The sequence below is a fragment of the Sulfurovum iocasae genome (genome assembly GCF_047716765.1).
GTDB lineage: Bacteria > Campylobacterota > Campylobacteria > Campylobacterales > Sulfurovaceae > Sulfurovum.
In genome coordinates this window covers 1056507-1073688 of record NZ_CP180410.1, presented here as the reverse complement: position 1 = coordinate 1073688, position 17182 = coordinate 1056507, and the positions used below count along the sequence as shown (strand labels likewise).

Annotated in this window: 13 protein-coding genes; 5 read left to right on the top strand and 8 right to left on the bottom strand. The window is 40.2% G+C overall.

Annotated features, from left to right (window positions below; all coding sequences use genetic code 11):
• The first annotated feature begins 21 nt into the window (after positions 1-21).
• From ACLHDG_RS05200 to ACLHDG_RS05185, 4 genes are all read left to right on the top strand, one after another.
• A complete protein-coding gene (locus ACLHDG_RS05200; protein WP_415407930.1) occupies positions 22-1980 on the top strand; it encodes a DUF3604 domain-containing protein in 1959 nt (652 codons plus the stop codon).
• Complete coding sequence (locus ACLHDG_RS05195; protein ID WP_415407929.1) at positions 1977-2843, top strand: peptidyl-prolyl cis-trans isomerase; 867 nt, start codon at positions 1977-1979, stop codon at positions 2841-2843. The genes ACLHDG_RS05200 and ACLHDG_RS05195 overlap by 4 nt, the downstream gene beginning before the upstream one ends.
• A 1-nt stretch (position 2844) precedes the next feature.
• Complete coding sequence (locus ACLHDG_RS05190) at positions 2845-3831, top strand: HupE/UreJ family protein (protein ID WP_415407928.1); 987 nt, start codon at positions 2845-2847, stop codon at positions 3829-3831.
• Positions 3832-4146: 315 nt separating this feature from the next.
• On the top strand, positions 4147-4305 hold the full coding sequence (locus tag ACLHDG_RS05185) for a hypothetical protein (RefSeq protein ID WP_415407927.1): 159 nt from the start codon (positions 4147-4149) through the stop codon (positions 4303-4305).
• Positions 4306-4498: 193 nt separating this feature from the next.
• On the opposite strand, the gene ACLHDG_RS05180 is transcribed toward ACLHDG_RS05185, so the two are convergent.
• Entirely contained in the window at positions 4499-4717 is a 219-nt protein-coding gene (locus tag ACLHDG_RS05180; protein ID WP_415407926.1) for a cold-shock protein, read from the bottom strand.
• A 481-nt stretch (positions 4718-5198) separates the two neighbouring features.
• Between ACLHDG_RS05180 and ACLHDG_RS05175 the strand changes: the two genes are divergently transcribed.
• On the top strand, positions 5199-5864 hold the full coding sequence (locus ACLHDG_RS05175) for a winged helix-turn-helix domain-containing protein (protein WP_415407925.1): 666 nt from the start codon (positions 5199-5201) through the stop codon (positions 5862-5864).
• A 1351-nt stretch (positions 5865-7215) separates the two neighbouring features.
• Here the strand turns inward: ACLHDG_RS05175 and ACLHDG_RS05170 are convergent.
• From ACLHDG_RS05170 to ACLHDG_RS05140, 7 genes are all read right to left on the bottom strand, one after another.
• Positions 7216-8691 (bottom strand): ankyrin repeat domain-containing protein, encoded by a 1476-nt coding sequence (locus tag ACLHDG_RS05170; protein WP_415407924.1) that lies wholly within the window; start codon positions 8689-8691, stop codon positions 7216-7218.
• 26 nt (positions 8692-8717) lie between these two features.
• On the bottom strand, positions 8718-9176 hold the full coding sequence (locus ACLHDG_RS05165; RefSeq protein WP_415407923.1) for a hypothetical protein: 459 nt from the start codon (positions 9174-9176) through the stop codon (positions 8718-8720).
• The gene (locus ACLHDG_RS05160) at positions 9152-9739 is read right to left on the bottom strand and encodes a hypothetical protein (protein WP_415407922.1); all 588 of its coding nucleotides are present in this window, start codon (positions 9737-9739) and stop codon (positions 9152-9154) included. Before ACLHDG_RS05160 ends, ACLHDG_RS05165 begins: the two co-directional genes overlap by 25 nt.
• 49 nt (positions 9740-9788) lie before the next feature.
• The gene (locus tag ACLHDG_RS05155; RefSeq protein ID WP_415407921.1) at positions 9789-10121 is read right to left on the bottom strand and encodes a YggL family protein; all 333 of its coding nucleotides are present in this window, start codon (positions 10119-10121) and stop codon (positions 9789-9791) included.
• A 315-nt stretch (positions 10122-10436) separates the two neighbouring features.
• Positions 10437-11360 carry a hypothetical protein gene (locus ACLHDG_RS05150; RefSeq protein ID WP_415407920.1) on the bottom strand — a complete coding sequence of 308 codons (924 nt, stop codon included), beginning with the start codon at positions 11358-11360 and terminating at the stop codon, positions 10437-10439.
• 39 nt (positions 11361-11399) lie between these two features.
• On the bottom strand, positions 11400-12158 hold the full coding sequence (locus ACLHDG_RS05145; RefSeq protein ID WP_415407919.1) for a hypothetical protein: 759 nt from the start codon (positions 12156-12158) through the stop codon (positions 11400-11402).
• Positions 12155-17182, bottom strand: a complete 5028-nt coding sequence (locus ACLHDG_RS05140) for a PASTA domain-containing protein (RefSeq protein WP_415407918.1) — start codon at positions 17180-17182, stop codon at positions 12155-12157. The genes ACLHDG_RS05145 and ACLHDG_RS05140 overlap by 4 nt, the downstream gene beginning before the upstream one ends.

Genomic DNA, 17182 nt, shown 5'->3' with positions numbered 1-17182 from the left:
TTCTTTATTAAAGGGAAAACTATGAAATCAAATACATTAAAACTTTCAGTTGTTGCTTCAGCGCTTATCGCGATGAGTACCTCTCTTGTTGCTTCATCAGGTGCGGGTACAGTTAATGAGATGAAATCAACGCATACAGCAAAACAGGCGGACAGTACATATTCTCCGTATGCAGGTGAGGACTTTCCAACACAAGTGTACTTTGGAGATACGCACCACCATACATCAAACTCCGGTGATGCCTTTATGAATGGGGATAGACTAAGTCCTGAAGATGCCTACAAATTTGCCATAGGGGAAGAAGTTGTCAGTTCTACAGGGCAACCTGTAAAACTCTCTCGTCCACTTGACTTTTTAGTTATCTCAGACCATGTTGAAGGTTTGGGTGTAATGTATGAAGTATATAATGGTAACCCTAGGTTTATGGAAGATGAAACGATTAAGAGATGGAATAAAGCAATGAAAGAGGGAGGGAAAGCGTCTGCAAATGCTACAATTGAACTTGTTTCTGCACAGGCGAATGGAACACTCCCTAAACCACTTACAGATCCTAAAATTTCTGGTCCAGTGATGATGTCCGTATGGCAAGATTACCTTAAAACAGCAGAAAAATATAATAACCCTGGATGTTTTACTGCGATGATAGGGTATGAGTGGACTTCTGTACCCGGAGGTAATAATTTACACCGTAATGTACTCTACAGAGGTAATGTAGACAAAGCAAAACAGATGTTTCCTTTTTCCTCATGGGTGAGTCAAGACCCTGAAAAACTTTGGGCATGGATGGAAAAATATGAAGCTAAAACAGGCGGAAATCTTCTGGCTATCCCACACAATAGTAACCTCTCTAACGGGCGTATGTTCGAGCCTGTAGATTTCCAAGGTAATCCATTGAGTGAAGACTATGCAAAGCGCCGTGCCAAGTATGAAGTCCTTCAAGAGATAATACAAACTAAGGGAGCGAGTGAAACACACCCTTCTATGTCACCAAATGATGAGTTTGCTGATTATGGTTTGGCAGGATGGGAATATGGTAATTTGACACTAGAAGATAAACCTGAAACACCTGAAATGCGTCCCTATATGTATTTGCGTGGAGGATTACTCCAAGGACTTGGGTACCAAAATACTCTGGGTGTAAACCCGTTTAAATTTGGGTTTGTAGGTGGTACAGATGTACACAATTCACTCACAGCCATAGAAGAAGATAATTTCTTTGGTAAACTTGTCTACCAAGAGCCAAGTGCAAAACGTTGGGAACATGTCTCAAAAGAAGGCTTTGGTAAAAAAAGATACACATGGCAGTATGAAGCAGCAGGATATGCCGCAGTATGGGCAAAAGAGAATACACGTGAATCTCTTTGGGACGCGATGAAACGTAAAGAGGTCTACGCAACATCCGGTACACGTATGACGGTAAGATTTTTTGGCGGATGGGACTATGAAGCTAAAGATCTAGCACATAGAAACCTTCCAAAAATTGGATATGCAAAAGGTGTACCGATGGGCGGAGACTTGACAGCACAAGCAGATGCTACAAAAGCACCGACTTTCTTGGTTGCAGCGATGAAAGATCCACTAGGTGGAAATCTTGATCGTATTCAGATCATCAAAGGTTGGGTAGACGCTGATGGTAAGAAAATAGAGAAGATCTATGATGTAGCATGGGGGAATGCAGATACGCGCAAACCTGATGCGAAGGGTAAACTCCCTGATGTGGGAAATACTGTAAATGTTGAAGATGCAACATGGACAAACACTATCGGTGATCCAGATCTTACCACAGTATGGAAAGACCCTGATTTTAATGCTAAAGACAATGCTTTTTACTATGCAAGAGTGATAGAGATACCAACACCACGTTGGACAGCCTATGATCAAAAAAGATATGGTATCAAAATGGATAAAGAGGTAAAACTCATCACAAGAGAAAGAGCATGGTCTTCTCCTATCTGGTATACACCTAAAGGGGTTAAATGAGTTCGTGGCTAAAAGAGCCGCTCTTTCATTTTTTATTGATCGGGGCTGGGATATTTCTGGTTTACGGATTGACAGCAAATGTGCCTGAAGATGAAGAGAGTCGTATAGAGGTCAGTACTGTACGTGCTGACAGGATGGTTACCCTGTGGGAAAAAAGATGGAATCGTCTTCCCACGCAAGAAGAGTTTAATGGTCTAACTGATCAGTATATCAATGAAGAGATACTGTATCGTGAAGCGTTGGCAATGGGACTGGACAGTGATGATCCTGTTGTACGTCGTCGTTTAGCACAAAAAGTGAAGTTTATCTCTAACGATATCATCACTATAGATACTCCTACGGATGCACAGCTACAAGCCTACCTTGATACACATGCTTCAAGATATCAACTTTCGGGAAAAATCACGTTTCAACACATTTATTTTAACCCTGCTAAACATAATGCAGATATGGAAACAGAGGCTACAGATCTTCTTGCAAGACTTTTAGAAGTCAATAATAGGATTGATATGGAGAGTGTTGGTGATGGTTTTCTACATGGGACAGCATTTAGCAACATGAAAGAGTTTGAGGTTAATCGTCTACTTGGTAAAAAGTTTACTCAAGAACTTTTTACGCAACCTCTAGGCAAATGGATAGGACCATTGGCTTCGAGTTACGGATTACATCTTATCTACATAGAGTCTAAAAGTAAAGCAAAAACTGCAGCCTTGGAAATGGCAAGAGAAAGTGTATTGGAAGACTGGACGAGTGATGAACGTAAAAAAGCAAATGATTCTTTTGTGGCTAATCTTCGTAAACAGTATGATGTTGTCATCTCAAAACCAACAAGTACACTTTTACCTGAAAAGAGTAGTGAGTAGTATGCATTATATTAGAGTATTACTGCTGTTAAGCCTTATGCTTGGTTTCTCTTTTGCAGATGAGATACGCCCGGGTTACCTTGAGATAAAAAGTTCTGGGGCTAAAACATTCCAGGTCAAATGGAAAGTACCTATGAAAGACAATATGGTCTTAGGTATTAAACCCATTATGCCAAAGAGTTGTAAAAGTACTCCTCCGAGTCGTCACAAAGTCAACAATGCACTTATCGAAAGCTGGACAATGGTATGTACCACAGGACTTGCAGGTCAAACGATAGAGATACAAGGTCTGGACAGTACAGCCACAGATGTACTTGTGCGTATCACACATGCCAATGGCTCCTCTTTAATACAGCGTTTAATACCTACCCAGAGATCATTTCAGGTAGCCGCTGAACAGTCATCATGGGATGTAGCTAAAACCTACACGATCATCGGTGTTGAACATATCTTGCTGGGGATCGATCATCTTCTTTTTGTCTTTGCCTTACTTCTCATCGTAGTAGGACGGAAGAGACTTATTGGGACGATCACCGCGTTTACCTTGGCACACAGTATTACGCTAGTAGCAGCAACATTAGGATGGCTCTCTGTACCTCAAGCACCCGTTGAAGCAGTCATCGCACTGAGTATTCTCTTTTTGGCTGTAGAGATCATCCATTCACAGCAGGGAAAAGTAGGGCTGGCAGAAAGATCACCATGGTTGATTGCTTTTATCTTTGGACTGTTACATGGATTTGGTTTTGCCGGGGCACTTGCAGAAGTGGGTCTACCAGAACAGTCTATCCCTCAAGCACTGCTCTTTTTTAATGTCGGTGTAGAACTTGGACAGTTGATCTTTGTTTTTGCTGTTTTATGCATAGCGTGGGTACTGAAGAAAGTAATCACTCAAAATGTATTGCGTAAAGGTGAAATGGGTATTGCTTATGTCATCGGAAGTCTTGCTGCTTTTTGGTTGATAGAACGTACTTACAGTTTTTGGGTTTGATAGAGTATTAATCCTTCTTTTTCAAAACCTTATGAAATATATAATTTTATAAGGTTTTCACTTTCATAGAACTAGCTTTATATTAACTAAAATATTTAAAGTATGCTAATGAATTATCCCTTCTAAATATTCATAAGATTTAAACTATACTAGTGATACTTGCATAAGCAGTATATTATAAAACAGTGAAAGAAATATTTACTATAAAAGTATATGTAATTGAGTAATACAGTGGTAATTGAACTTTTATGTACTATCTCGAAAAAAAGTATGATACTATGGAGATAGCAGTACATAGTACGGAGGTAACTACTAATGGCAAAAACAAACTATTCTTATGAAAAACGGGGTCGAGAACTCGAAAAACAGAAAAAACAAGAAGAAAAGCGTCAGAAAAAACTTAATAAAAAAAATGATGATAATAAGGAAGAGTATGAGTCTAAATCATCTCCAGATAATTCTTTAGAGAGGTAGACCAATCTTTCTTGATCTTAAATTGTAAAAAAACTTATGGGTGTAAAGAGATAGTATTTTTGTAGAAACAAGTAGGTTTCTATTATGAAAAGCAGTAGAGTCTGTGCGACTCTGCTCAATTATGAGGGCTTAGATTTGTCCTCTATTATTTTAGGTTGAGCCAGGACAGAATACTCTGTCCATGGTGATGGTCTTAAAGACCAGTAACGTTTTCGGCTTGTAAGCCTTTTTCGCCTTCTGTCACTTCAAAAGTTACTTTTTGCCCCTCATTGAGAGAAACACGATCGTAACCATTACTATTGATATTACGGTAATGTACAAATACATCTTTTCCGCCATTTTCTTGTTCGATAAAACCGAAACCTTTTTCACTGTTGAACCATTTTACTGTTCCATTTACTTGATTTGCCATTGCAATTCCTTTGGTTGTTTATACACATCATTACTGAAGTGCTGAAAATATAAAGTGGAGTGTTCTTGGGGAGGATAATACTGCAAACAAAGGTCATTAATAAAAGTCAATCCAAAGATGAACTCTAAATCATCTTTCAATGCGTGGAGTATAGCAGAATAGGTAAACTATAGCAAGCCATATGGCCGAGACTAGTATTTGGTTTAGTTAGGTCGTATGTGGAGAGAAGAAGTATCATTTTTATATTTCAAATAACTTTAAGCATAACTCAAAAAAGTTTCTCCAAAGAAACCTATCTGATACGATGAAAAAAACGAGCGTTCAAAAACCTTATAAAATATATAACTTTATAAGGTTTTACTGGAGTCATACAAACTTACTTTTATTTTTAAACAAGGCATATTTTGCTATAAATACATCAATAAATGAGAAAAGTAGATAAACTTTAAGGTTTGTCCACTTTTGCATGGATTGGAGAGAGATGAGAATACTAACTGTAGGGTTTAGTGGGGAATACGCTAAACGGCTTATTGAAGAATTAGAAGAATATTTTATTTGTATTGTAGATAATGCAATAGATATATATGATGCAACAAATTTTACAGACTTTAGACACTATGAACTTGTAATCATTGTGGATGAGGGTCTAAAGCTTTCACTTGAACGTTATGTAAACGAAGTAAAAAAGAAAAAAAGTGAAACAAAGGTTATAGTACTTACAGATGAGTATAAACAACAATCTTACTTTTATGCTCTGGGCGTAGATGATGTTGTTTGTAATCACTGCGAACACCCTGATCTTGTAGCTGCAAGAGTGTTGGCAAATATGAGACATCTTTATGGTACGCATATCACCATTGATAAACTTACTATAGATATTATAAATAAACAGATAGCATACGGAGAAGACACTGTTTCGATTACTGGTAAAACATTTGATATCCTAGCATTCCTTGCACTTCGTAAAAATAGAGTTTTTTCGAAAGATGAAATCATTAATGCTCTTTGGCCCGAACCAGAGTATGTGAGTGATAACACTGTCGAGGTTGCAATTAATCAGATTAGAAAGAAACTTAAGAGTACTCTTGGATTCCAAGTGATTCACACAGTTAGAAGACGTGGATATAAATTCTCATACAATCAATAGTCAAATTTATATCAAAATAGTTTATTTGTAAAACCTTATAAAATATATAACTTTATAAGGTTTTCATTTTCAAAGAATCATCATTATGTTAATCACTAAAACACGCTCTCCCTGAACGTTTAAGTTTCAGGGAGATTTTCCCAACCTTAAGCAAAAAATGAAACTACGTTCTCACTACAATCTTGTGTTTAAGGTTAGAGATTTTTGGGAGAAAACTTAAGTATTGAGAAGTTTGCATATTCAACAAATTTACAACCAGACCTCTACCCTCTGCTACTTACTGTTTTTCATTTTTTGAAATTAGCACATCTTTCATAGTTTAAAACACATCAGGCAAGTAAAAATTAGAGAAATTGTACTAAAATTTTTGGTGGGCTATACCTGATTAAAAATTTTTTATCAAAGCAAGCTTTCTTCTGATTTTCAAGTAAAAACTTATGACAATAATATGCAATATAGTGGCACATACAATACTATATAACTTCTTTGTAGTATGTTGTACTATATTATCATATCATAGTAACATCTTGTGCTATATTTCTATATAATTTTCAAAGTAATTATAAAAATTATCATTATCAGCATCTAACAAATCAAAAAATAAAATCTTCAACTGCAAGCCATTCAACTCTTTTTCATAGTGATACTGATGTTCTTGTAGTCCATTTTCACTTTTAGGATAGATCAAAAAACATGTTTTTACACTGAGGTGAATTATATTTATTTCCATAGACAAAAAGCTGATACATGTCAGTCTGACTCACACCTTAATGTGATTTTTCTTCACTCAAAAGCTTCCATTTTGTATCAGCAATGATTACTTAACATCACTAGCTTTTGTCTATGCTAGTGATACCCACAGGGTAGGCTTTGCAAACGCAATATTGCACAAGATACTTACTTCGTCTTAGCTAAGGCTAGGACTTGAAAACCCCTTGCAAAATCTTATATTTGCAAAACCCATTATGAGCGTATAGGGTTATTAGAGATGCCCATATTTTATTCCAACATAAAAATGATCTTCAAAATTTACTGATCTATTTAGGCGATTAATCTTTGCTTTCTCTTCCATTGTTTTTCTTTTGAAGTATAGAGAGATCTAACTTTCACTATTGTTAAAATATAAAGTAGCAAGGCTTATAATTGGGGTTAATAGAAAAAAAGCAGCCATTGCAATATCTCTACCTTTCAAGTTTGAATCTTCGGATACGAGATATAATACAATACCTATCAATACTACATTAAGGATGATCGCTACAAGTCGCATGTCGAATACCTCCAGTATTTCTCGAATATATTAGTCTCGTTTGTCATTTGCTACTCCTAACTATTTATCATAGCTTTCAATTTATCATAATTCCCACGGCTCATCGAAAATATCAACATCCTCTGAAGTTGAAGGATTCTTCTGTATCTCTTTTACAATCTCAGATTTTACAGCCTTCTCAAGCAAGCGAACTATTTCTTTATGTCCCTCTTCTTTTGCAATGTCCATGGCGGTTTTGCCAGCTTTGTTGACACTGTTTGGATTAGCTCCGGCTTTTAGCAATTGGGATACCACATCTGTATAACCTGCCATTGCAGCAGTCATCAAAGCGGTCCAGCCTGCACCATCATGACCTTTACTGTCCCCTCTGGCTTTTCTGTTCACCTCTGCCCCTGATTGAAGGAGTATCTTAATAATATCTTTGTTTCCGTTTCGGAATGCTGCCCATATAAGGGGAGTCGCCCCGATTTCCCCATCGGGAGCGTTAATATCTGCTCCTGCTTTAACCAAGGCTCGGACATTTTCTTCGGAATCATTTTTAATAGCCTCTATCAGAGCGGTACTTCCATCCTTGTCTTTCACATTAACATCAACTCCAAGCCGAATAAGCAGCTTGGCATATTCCGTCTTCTTCTTATATCCAACTGCATCTATCAGTTCCTTTCCTAAAGCCCGCCTTGCAACTCCTTTTGATTGCTCAGGTTCCTTGAGGATTTCAACTATCTCCTCATTATTCTGCTTTTTAGCATACATCAATGCGGTGTAGCCTTCAGAATTCGTGGCAGCAATGTCCGCTCCGGCAATGAGTAGGACCTCTACAACTTTCAAGTTCCCTTCATGAGCTGCTCCCATCAGTGCAGTGGTACCTGCGGGCGCACGCGCATCTCCGGAGTCCACTGTAGTTTTCACGTTAATATCGGCTCCCTCAGCAATTAAAACCAGCAAAGGGCCTATATTTCTGGACCCCATTGCAACCATGAGAGGGGTAACCCCCATGTTGTTTCTTTCGTTCACATTAGCTCCCGCCCGTATCAATTCTTTGATGACTTCAAGATTTTTGCTTTCCACCGCCATGAAGATTGGTGTGGCTCCCTGATAATAATCCGGAGCACTTTTGCTTTTTATTTTCTGGTTCACCTTTGCACCCGCAGCTATCAAAACTTTTACCACTTCGAGATCTTCTCGATGAACTGCCATATTTAGTGGAGTCTGTCCACGGGGTGTTTCCCAATTAAGGTCAGCCCCTGCCTGTATCAGGGTTTTTATTATATTCACATTGATAGGTACCAGAGGTACCTGAAGTCCATGCCCTAAAGCCATTAGTAGAGGGGTCCAACCGTTCTTATCTTTGGCATTCACATCGACCCCCGAGGCAAGCAGATTTTTTACTTTGGCAAGATCCCCTGTTTTAGCAGTTGCAAGCAGGTCTGCTTCCAGTGAAGTTGGGGCAGCCGGCATGGCACAGGAAGCCGTATCGAAAAATAGAAGGGAGCAGACCAGCAACAGTGCGAATTTAGTAATTTTATTTATATTCATTTCTTTCATTCCTTCATATTTCATATGCAATTTTCTCCAAGAATAAGATGCTATTGTGGAGACCTGGGGCTTCCTGGGACCCACACACTCTTCTTCTGTTCCTCCTTCCGTTCCTTATGTTTCTTTCCTCTAGAAAGATGAATAACGGCCGTCATGTTTATTTCTGGAGGGCTATTTATGTTCAATGGCGCCGCCTTTACAATGACCCCGTTCACTTCCGTCACCTGCCATTGGCCGATTGGTAATCCCAATTCGTCACCGTCCGGCGACTTAAGCAACTTCATCAGATCCACACTATCTCCCGGGACGGGGGAAAGACCTTCGACTATTTTCGTCTCGATCGTGACGTTTTTCTCGTCCACATGGATAACGGTTCCACCAAGTTCCTCAGCCGAGGCTGGTAGCTGGAAAAGAGCCAAAGTGAAAACATAGGCAACAGTAATGCTAAAAAGCTTTCTATTTTGAATAGATTGAATCATAATCTTTATATACCACGTTTTGCTTTCCATACAGGCAAAGCCTTAATAATATGTATTTTTCTACCCTTTAGTTCTTCAAGCCGCTCTAGGTAGTCTTTCTTCATATATTGTTTTGTTATGCTGTTATCTCGTGACCCTTTCCTGAAAACTTTTTCTATATGTTTCAGCATAGTATTATAAGGATAGAGGTACTCAATACCTACCGATATGCTGGCAGGCATCAGCGTACCGTTGAATTCGGTATTCTTTTTTATCTGCCCAGTGATTCTCCACAGCTTTCTCTCTCCGGCTTTCATCTTGCCACTGAAGGTCGGGAATTTCTTATTGAAGACAATTTCTTCTGAATGACCTATGAGAATTTTGATCGATTCGATATCGTAATGTGACTCACAATATATCTCAACCTCAAAATTTCCGTTACTGTCAGGACTACGGCTTGCCGGGAAAGTTATATATGCCGTCACAGGATCCGGAAGCTGTATTCTTTTGGCAGGAGTTGCACACAAATAGCTACTGGGGATAACCAATAAAAGCATCAGAAGAAAAAATGTTCCAATCATCTTATTTTTCAATTTCCAAATATCGTAAACCATAAGTACTCTCCTCTTAAAGATGCTGTTATTATCAAATGCGTAATACCGATCACTCACTATCCCAACCATACCAAACATCGCGTAGTTCCCCAATATGGGGATTGCTGATTTTTGGATTTTTTTCGAGCCATTTTTGAACGATTTTGCGGTGGTGTATGCTCACTGAGCCACGCGACTTGTTCAGTACAATAAAACCTTGCCAGTGAATATCACCGCCACCGCCAAACTGCAGACCATTCTTTTCTACAGCTTGAGTGATGAAGTCATCAAGTATGGCGTTCTGCTCACTCACCGTCAAACCTTTTTGAATGTCAAAACTCACATCAAATCCCATTTCCTGGAATTCACCTACTCGCTTCTTTTTACGAAGTCGCTTCTTCATTTTGTCCAAAACCATACGAGAAAAGAACTATTAGTTACAACCATACGGATTGTATCCCTTAGGCCACGGTGCAGGTGCAGGAGTTTGCCGGTTTTTCCTCCACACCTAGTAACATGTATAGAGCCCTCCCCTGCTAATTTTTACCTGACAATGAATTGCCATTGTCCTTGCTCCTTTAATTTTCGATTATTAAATAATCATAGATCAATTTTAATCTGTTTATGATTAAAACTTTATAAAATCCTTTTTCTCTCATTCTTTTCTAATTTATGCTATACCAATAAGCTGATTGTACAGCATCGACCCCCTTTTTTGCTACTTACAATGCCGTTGTGCTGAATTGCCTGTAAGAATCCTGCCCGTAAGAAGATCCTTGCATATGCATGTTGTACCAGCATGGGTTTTTGAGCGGACATGCCAACATTCTATTCCTCGTTTCTTTTGTTTTCCCGATTGTGGGCGGGGCTGACAGCCTCCGTACTCATGCTGCCCAGGGAGGCAATCGTTGCCGGTCCATATCCCCTCATAGACCGCTCGAATCTTCCGGATGTCAATATCGATGCCTACGATTTCATCAAGTTTACTGATGAAACCTGGACCTATTGTATAAATTCTATCTGGGTCTTCACAAGTGCTGCCTTCGGGATCTTGCCAAGCATAGGGGCCAGATAGGCTTCCTGCCCTGAAGTCCACAAAATGCTTCCACTTTTTCTCCAGATCATTCCACCTCTTGAATGCCTCTGTGGAGGATGGTCTTTCTCTCTCGTAGTATCTCTCAAACGCCGCTACCCTTTTAAGCCACGCGATACGATCCTCAATAAGCTCCGTATAGGTTTCCTCAGGACCGCATGGTGCACCACCAGCTAAATAAATAAGATGGTGGATCGATTCATGATAAATAGTAATCATAACTCTGTCGTTTCTCAGGTCTGTTGATTTTAATTCCAACAAGTGATTTCTCCAGATACCCCAACGAGCCTCGCTGGGATAGTATTTTCCAGACATGCCAAGATCGGGATTAAGTTCGACGTCCAAATCTTGTGCAAATGCCATACGGAATTTGTTCATATCGCCGAGGGAGATCACCTGGCCAAAAGCAGTGTTTTCATACTGGCTGATAAAACTACTTAATGCATCCAATGTTCTGCGTTTTAGGGTTTCAGAAGCGTTCACAGAAGCTGCAGGAAAACAAAGGATGATAAAAAGTAACAATGGAAGAATAGCTCTAACGGTTTTCATGTTCCCCTCCTTAAATATATTAGTGCTCATTAGACGTAACTATTTTTTATCTTCATAAACTGGCTCAGAATTCCTCTCTTTCTTCACCTCCGATACTGCATGCGGCCCAGAATCTTTCTTATCACATAAGCTGATCTCAAATCTGACGATATCTCTCAGAAATGTTCCTTCTTTAAAAGGCTTAAATAGCAGAAGTCCGGAGAAATAGCTTTTGGCCTCTTCAAAATGACTCAAGCGCCGAAGTATCTCACCCTTCATAAGTTGTGCTGTCACGTACGCGTTATCCTCTTTTTGCTGTGCTGCATCACTCTTCGGCTGCTCTTTTAGAAAGAGTTCGAAATGGTGGATGCTATGCTCCAGATCATCTTTGAGCTTCTTTTCGTCAGACTCCTCCTGCCAGGATGCCTTCAAAAAGATGTGAGCGATATCCAAGGGGTTCTTTTTTAGCCCTTCGAAAAGAAGGCCTAAAAGATAGTATGAGGCTCGCTTGGATTGTTTCTTGTAAGCATCACTCTGGATGATCTTCTTGCACTTTGCCAACTCCTCTGTGGGGATCTCATCATCGTACAGGACAAAATGACATCTAGGGCAAACAGGGATACGCCATGGAGCAGCGGTGGGTCCAAGTGGTTTCAAGTCAAGCCGCATCCCAAACTGCGTACCGGACATATCCAGTTCATATTTGAATACCTTTTCACAAAGAGGACAAGTCTTTTCTACCATACCGGATGTATGAGCATTAACAACACCGGCAGTACACAACAACATGACTATTAAGGACAGAAAGAGTCTTTTCATTGTTCATTCTCTTTTTCTGATAAAAGACTTGATCTATTTGAATTGTTAGCAGTTTCATGGGGTTCCTTTTTAGATTCACCGTCAACAAATACTAAAAGAATCTTATCCGTTACTACAACAGCCGAATCAAGAATCTTTCTAGATAAAGAATCACTAAGGTCTGCACTCTCCAGCCAACCTACAAACTGATCCAATACAAAACGAACTGTATCTGAGATGGCAGGATATTCTTTGACCCTTTGCGCAAGTGCCGGACCATGTCTATAATAGATATCAACAATCCTTCTGCCTTCTTCAGAGGATAAAAGAACATTATCACGGAAGGATCTCAGTGTGAAAAGCTCTGATGCCATCGGATTCGTATATACAGCAGTTGCGATAAAGCAGTCAAAGTTGATAGAGAAGTTTTCTATAAAATGTTTTGTTAATTCAAGAGCTTTTCTTTTATTCCTATCAGACCATCCACGCTCTAAAGGACCTATACGAAAAGAGCCGTTTCTATTTTGTAAATCAAAACTGCCCGAACGGTTAGTGAATTTCCAGCCCGCTAAAAAGTCATCAGATTTTTGACCCTGCTCTTTAAGATCAGGGTATACAGCAATCGCCTGGTCAATGTTATCAAATGTCTTTACAGTTTTTAATAACAGAGCCCCTTCCATAGTTTTTTGATTTCCATCATTTTTATCGATGTAGTTACCTTTGAAAGGTAAAGAAAATTCGCTGCCTTCACTAAACAATCTTCTTGGATATTTTGAAAGTGCACCTCCGGAAATATGGATCGGAAAAAATACGTCCTTACCAGTCATCTTCGCTATAGGCATCATTACCGAATTTTCAATTCTAAAGTTTTGCAATGCTCTTGTAAGCCTTCTTTTATTCTCTTCTTGGATTCTCTTTCTTGTAGCAGCGTCAGCACCTCGTGGTGCTTCTTTGGCTTCAGGTAAATTGGTTGGCCATACCAAGTTTAGATCAAAAAGAACAACATACGGTTTGCCGGGACTTTCAGATGCTGCAACACAAACACCCCCACTCAGCATGTAACCTGACTTACACCTACATTCAGCTTTTTTCTCCGATGCATTCCAGTATGCCTCAACTGCCACACCATTTCCATAGCGTGAACAATCCTTACGTGCTACAAGATCCTGCAATGATGGTTCAAGTTTCTCCTCCACCTTGGCTATCCATTTAATAATACTTTTACGGTGGTTTTCACATATAGCCTTATCCAGTGCTTCACGCAGTAGTGGCAAGGCATCTGCATAGTTACCGGCTTCAGCCTGTCTACGGGCATTTGCAACCAATACTTTGATCGCATTTTTGAGTTCCACGGCTGCCTGATACTCCTGCTCAAGTTCACTCTTCCCCGGACCAGCCGGAACTTGGTTAATAAGCCTCCTAGCCTTTTCAAAGTCACAGGATTTGAGAGCTACCTTTGCACTATCATAGTTGGAAACAACTTTTTCACGACATTTTTGCAACAGATCTTTCTGGCGTTTGCACTCTTTATTCCACTGTACACACACGGGGTCATTTTCGCAGATCGAAGGAGGTCTTGCTCCATGATAACCACATGCACCGGCATTTTTATGCAGCCACGCTTCATGTTTTGCACAATCACGTTCTGATTCACGGGGTCCTGAAGGGATTGCGTCTAACTGACATTGAGTGCTGCATTGTTTCAACAGATCTTTCTGGCGTTTACACTCTGTATTCCACCGTACGCACTCGGGATCACTTTCGCAGATCAAAGGTTGCCTAGCCCCATGATAATAACAGGCATTAGCATTTTCACTTAACCATACTTCATATTGAGTGCATTGCGGACATTCATTGGCGCGTACACCTTGCGATACATACTTACCGAATACATAGATCGTTACACCAGTTCCTGCTTCAACTTTACTGCCGGCAACAGGCTCTTGTTTATAAACACTGTTTTCTTTGTTTTCATCAGTAGCATTCTTATCTTTTATTACCGAAGGTACCAGACCCGCGTTAATTATCAGTTGTTTCGCCTCTTCTACTTTTTTTCCTACCACAGAAGGTATCTCTCTGAAAGCCTCTTCCCGGGACTTATCTTTCACCTCGGCTATCTTCTTCGTAATACTGTCTTTGTTCTTGTCGCATCTTGTGTGATTGTATGCTTGTTGCAATTTAGCCAGTGCACTATCATAATCTGCATTTCTATAGAAATTTTTTGCTTCTCGGAATAGATTTTTTGTCGTCTCCTCATGGGCTTTGGCTTCTTTGAAGTCGGCAATTTTATTAGTGATGCTTTCACGGTGTTTCTTGCACTCAGCTATGTTTAGCGCATCATTCAGTATTGACAAGGCTTTATCGAATTCGCAGTTCTTGTGTTCTCTGTCAGCATCACTAACTAATGTCTTACGTTTATCTTCATTCTTCTTGGCTTTTTGAACAGAGGCAATTTCATCTTTTATCGTTTTATTTTGATCTGCACATCTAACTTTATTCGATGCCTTATTTAGGGTTGCCAGTGCTTTATCATATTCACAAAGACGATATTGTTTGTTAGCTTTTTTAACCAATGCCTTGATTTTATCTCTATTCTTTATTGAAGTGCGATATTCCTTGTCAAGTTCTCTTCTTATGGAATGTCTAGTCGGGATCTTATCAATCTGTTCCTTTGCACTGTCAAATCTACAGGCTTGAATGTTAGTTCTGGCATCGGCAATTAATTCATCCGCCTTCTTTTTACTATCCTGCCCAGTAGCTATTTTCTTTTCAATAATGTCTCGGTGCTTATCACATGTAGCCATACCCAAAGCTTTGTTTAGCAGTGACAAGCCATCTCTATAGTTACCAATTCTAGACTCTCTATGAGCTTCCATTACTAAAGTGATGATCGTATCTTCAAGTTTCTTGGCTTCTTGATACTCCTGTTCAAGCTCGGATTTTTTTGGATCATCTGGCATCTGGGCAATGAAACTCTTAGCCTTTTTAAAGTCACACGATTGAAGAGCTGCTTTTGCATTAGTATAGATCTCAATGATCTTTTTCGCCTGAGCTATCTTTTTATTGATATTTTTACGATGCTTATCGCATGTAGCCATACTCAAAGCTTTGTTTAGCAGTGACAAGCCATCTCTATAGTTACCGATTCTAGCCTCTTTATAAGCTTCCATTACTAAAGTGATAATCGTATCTTCAAGTTTCTTGGCAACTTTGAACTTCTTTTCAATCTTTTCTTTCTTGGAACCTGCCGGCATTTTGGCAATATATTTCTCTGCTTCTTTAAACTTACATTTATTGACAGCCGTCATGGCTTCATCAAAATAGGTGTACGGACCATATTTGACCAACTCAACGGTTTTACCCCGTTTAAACCAACTATTAGGACCAGGTGTATGTTTTTCAATAGTCCCCTCTTTTTCTTTACTCGGGGCTTCCGTTTCTTCTTTAACAGTATATTTTATCTTTGTCTTATTCAGTTTGTCTTTGGCATCGGCCACCGATTTGCCTCTTAGATCACCTATTCCCTGGTATCTGCCGCGGCATTTCTCTATTGATTGTTTTTTTAACTTGGCTATGACATATTCTTCCAGCGTACAATGGTCAACGGAGTCAAGAGAACGTTTATTTTTCCAGAGGAATACAGGATCGATTTGCATGCCTTCATCATGCGTAGATCGAATCGTCCCACCGGGAACCGAATCCATCATATTCCCCTTAGGTGAATAACGAACATTGGCACCCGGTACAGCGTTCCTCGGTGGCCTTGCATTATTCATCCAGTCTCGGATATGTGTGGCCACGTTGCTGCTGTTCGGGTCTACAGGTATTTCTCCTTTAGTGCCTTTAGGCTTTTCTTTTCCCAGCTCAGGATATCGTGGCCCTGGTGAGCCGACAGACATGCCTTGTGTATTTTTGAGCGAATCCAGCCAAGGATCTTTAAAATCGGTCAAAACTGAGCCATTCGGCCTATCACCAAAATCTTCGCCAAAATCGAGCTCATCACCAGAAGTCAGTTTACTTCGCTCAAGCTGAGACAGCGGCACTACACTACCAAAAGCTCCGCGTTCGGCAGTAATCTTTTCACCTGCTTTCAGCGCCACCTTTTGCCCATTTTGCATACTTTGGATATTAGCATGTCCATCATTAACATAGACATACACACTACCTGTAGAGGGCTGATGGCTTACTGCAACATCTGCGCCTCGAATATTTGTATAGGCATAAGCCCTGCCTTCTGAAGGGTGACGGCTTGACTCCACGTCCGAAACATCCACGCCTCGGATGCTACACACTGTATTACCAGTTCTAATCCTGATAGATGACTCCCCTCCTTTTAGGATGGCACGCACTTTACCCTTAATGAAGTCAACCCAAGCTTCCATCTCACTGGGCTCAGGGATGAATCTATTAAAGCACATCTCACTGCCTCGACTCAGATAGAGGGAAGCACCAAGGACTAAGGTTGACCTTTGACTATTAGAGAGAGGATCACCTGTAATTTCAGACAGTATTCCAGTTTGAAATTCAATTCTCATGCGACCGTTTTTTCCGGTTCTAATACAATCCCCGACTCTAATGGGAATCTTTTTGTGCATCGGTACCACACCACCGGTACAAAGGTCTATTTCAACGTCTCCCAATACAGCCGTTGCCCACCCAATAATGCCTTGGGCATGTCGCTCGGGAGATTTTTCAATGAGTCTTTTCCTCTGGTGTCGACACTCCTCCGGATTCGGAGTCCGTACCCGGACACCCACTCTTTCACGCTCTGCTTCTTTTTGCCGTGCAAGACATACGTTCAGGAGGTCGTGCTGGTGCTTACACGCTTTATTCCAAGCTATACATACAGGATCATTGGAGCAGATCGATGGCAGTCTGTTACCGTGATCACCGCAGGCACGGGCGTTTTCGCTCAGCCACTTTTCATGTTTCGCACAATCGCCTTCTGATTCGCCGGGCCCCTGAGGAATCGCATCCAGTTGGCACTGGGTGCGGCATTTTTTAAGGAGATCATGCTGGTGCTTACACTCTTTTATCCATTTCAC